We start from the raw sequence: 2,574 nt of genomic DNA on the forward strand, positions 1-2,574 counted from the left end.
GAGATGCTTCACTACACTGCGTTGCGTACCCTTCGGGAAGGCTTCGCCAACAGAATGACATCCATGATTTTTTGATTCATGCAGGAGGTCTAATTTAGAGCGCAATTTTAGAGTTGAAGGAGCAACACGCGCTGGGGACATTACCGCTTTTGGATTGTTTGTTTTCAATAGTTGCGGTAATTTTGTGCGAGTCAACGAGTACCGTTAGGATTGATTGTAAAATCTAGCTGGTTTACTAGTTTGGTTGAAAGCACTTCAGGGTTAAGATAATTAATCGCAAGTCTTAGACGAGCGAGCCGATTTTGGCAGAGTTTTTATGCGTCGAGATTCGATATTTTACAAACTATTTCAACAATCGCCTAGTTTGTTATTTGAACTCTTGACAAATCCGCCAGCAAATGCAGATGAATATAGGTTTGATTCAGTAGCAGTCAAAGAGCCGAAATTTGAAATTGATGGCGTATTTTTACCACCAGTTGAGGAAAGTCCTGGTGTGGTGTATTTTTGTGAGGTGCAATTCCAGAAGGATGAAAGGCTCTATGAAAGGGTATTTGCGGAATCCTATTTATATTTCTACCGCAATCGTGCCAGGTTTAGTAACTTACAAATAGTCATAATATATCCGTCCCGCAGTCTCGAACAAAGCGATCTTCTCCCCTACTTAAGTCAGCTCAACAGCCCACAGGTAAATCGGATATATTTGGACGAGTTAGGGGATATTCGCTCCTTACCTGTATGGGTGGCATTGATGGTTCTGACTACGGTGGATGAGGCGCAAGCTACTGAGGAGGCAAGGTATTTACTCTTAAGGAGTCAGCAACAACCTCAAGCAGCAAATCGCGCCATGATAGACTTATTAACGACGATAATGGTGTACAAATTTGAAAATAAGAGCCAACGGGAGGTAGAGGAAATGTTAGGCATTACACTCAAAGAAACACAGGTTTACCGCGAAATTAAGGAAGAAGGACGAGAGGAAGGCGAAAAATCGCTCGTTCTGCGTCAATTAACTCGACGGGTGGGAGAATTACCGCAAGAGGCGCGATCGCGCATTGAATCTCTTCGTTTGGAACAATTGGAAAATCTTGGTGAAGCTTTGCTTGATTTTACCAGCCTAGCCGATCTACAAGCCTGGTTGGAAGCAGTTGAAAGCTAACTGTTCTTCGTTCGCACAGCAATATTTGCGATCGAGAAGTCAGCAGTTGGCGATCGCTTTTTTTAGTGTTGTTTTAATTGTCACAACCTTCAAAGAGTGTTTTTGATATTAATCTTATTTTAAAATTAGTTGACTAAGTATTTGAATAAGTCATCAATCACTGCATTCATTGCCAAAATATCAAAAGCGTACCAGTGGGCAGAATCGACAAGATAAACCCGATTTCGTTGAACCACATTCAGCTTTTGCCACAGTGGATCTTTTTGTAACCTTTCTATTGCTTTTTTACCTGCTTCTTCTTCTCTATAGGAAAGGAATAAAACATCACCATCAATATCAGACAAATTCTCCTGAGAAATCCGATCTTTTGTGAAGAAAACTCCGCTTTGTGCAGGTGGGCGTTGTAATCCAACGTCATTTAAAAGTGCGCCAGTAGGATGTTTTATTCCATAGGTGTATATTCCATAAGTTCTATCTACAGTGGCAACTGATACTTGCATTTGGAGACGGCGATCGCCCAACGCTTGTTTAAGTTGTTCAATTCGTTGCCAGTAGTCTTTAATTAACTGTTTACTCTCCAGTTCTTTATCCAAAACTTTAGCAACGTCTTCCAAGTGCTTTTGCCAAGGAGGAGGGGGACTAGGATTATCCAATACAACAGTAGGCGCAATATCAGATAGCTGTTTATAAATATTTTTAAACCGAGTAGTAGATAGAATTAGATCGGGTTTTAGTAACAAAATTCTTTCTAAGTTTGGCTGAAATCCAATATTTTCTACTCCATCTGCTTTGTCTTGAAGATGTTCTGGAAAAGAATCGCCTGCATACCAAGCAGTTGCAATAGGTTTAGTACCTAATGCTAAGGTGCTACGAAAAGTAGCCATCCACAAAGTTACTACTTGTTGAGGATGGCGAGGAATGCACGTTTTACCCATTGCATGTTGTACAACTTGGCAATCTTCTCGCAGTTGTTTTGGGCTTGTAATACTATAATTAATGTTTCTGCTACAAGCCGAAGTCAGTGTAAATGCCAAAACTGCCAATAACAATAGATAGATAAAGCGACGCAAAGAAATTCTCATGGGTATGTATCATTCAAAATTCCCAAGAAATTGTACCTACGAATGTCAATGGATCGCCCGGGATAACACGATTTATGTTTTGAGCAGAGACAAAATAATCAACATCGAACAAATTCTGAATATTAAGCGAAGCTCGGAAGTTATCTCGTTCGTAAAATATCGCAGCGTCGGTGCGTGTATAACCTGGTAACGTAAATGTATTTCCTAACTCACCTTGACGATCTCCATAGTAAAAGACTCCTAGACCGAAGCCCAATCCGGTAGTGGTATTTCGTAAAGGATGGAGAAAAACAGACTTGATTAACAACTGGATGGCTCTGCTTGAATCCTCTGGTT

At 40.6% G+C, this 2,574-nt stretch carries 3 protein-coding genes; 1 reads left to right on the forward strand and 2 read right to left on the reverse strand.

The features are described 5' to 3' along the window. Positions 1-316: 316 nt before the first annotated feature. Positions 317-1,156: a DUF2887 domain-containing protein gene (locus C7Y66_RS30325; RefSeq protein WP_106548368.1), complete on the forward strand. Its 840-nt coding sequence runs from the start codon at positions 317-319 to the stop codon at positions 1,154-1,156. A gap of 125 nt (positions 1,157-1,281) precedes the next feature. On the opposite strand, the gene C7Y66_RS30330 is transcribed toward C7Y66_RS30325, so the two are convergent. Beyond that, positions 1,282-2,238, reverse strand: a complete 957-nt coding sequence (locus tag C7Y66_RS30330) for an iron-siderophore ABC transporter substrate-binding protein (protein WP_106218774.1) — start codon at positions 2,236-2,238, stop codon at positions 1,282-1,284. Positions 2,239-2,251: 13 nt separating this feature from the next. After that, positions 2,252-2,574 (reverse strand): TonB-dependent receptor domain-containing protein (locus C7Y66_RS30335; RefSeq protein WP_233222918.1); only part of this gene is annotated, 323 nt, incomplete at its 5' end.

It is taken from the genome of Chroococcidiopsis sp. CCALA 051, assembly GCF_003015105.1.
In the GTDB taxonomy this organism is placed as follows: Bacteria; Cyanobacteriota; Cyanobacteriia; order Cyanobacteriales; family Chroococcidiopsidaceae; genus Chroococcidiopsis; species Chroococcidiopsis thermalis.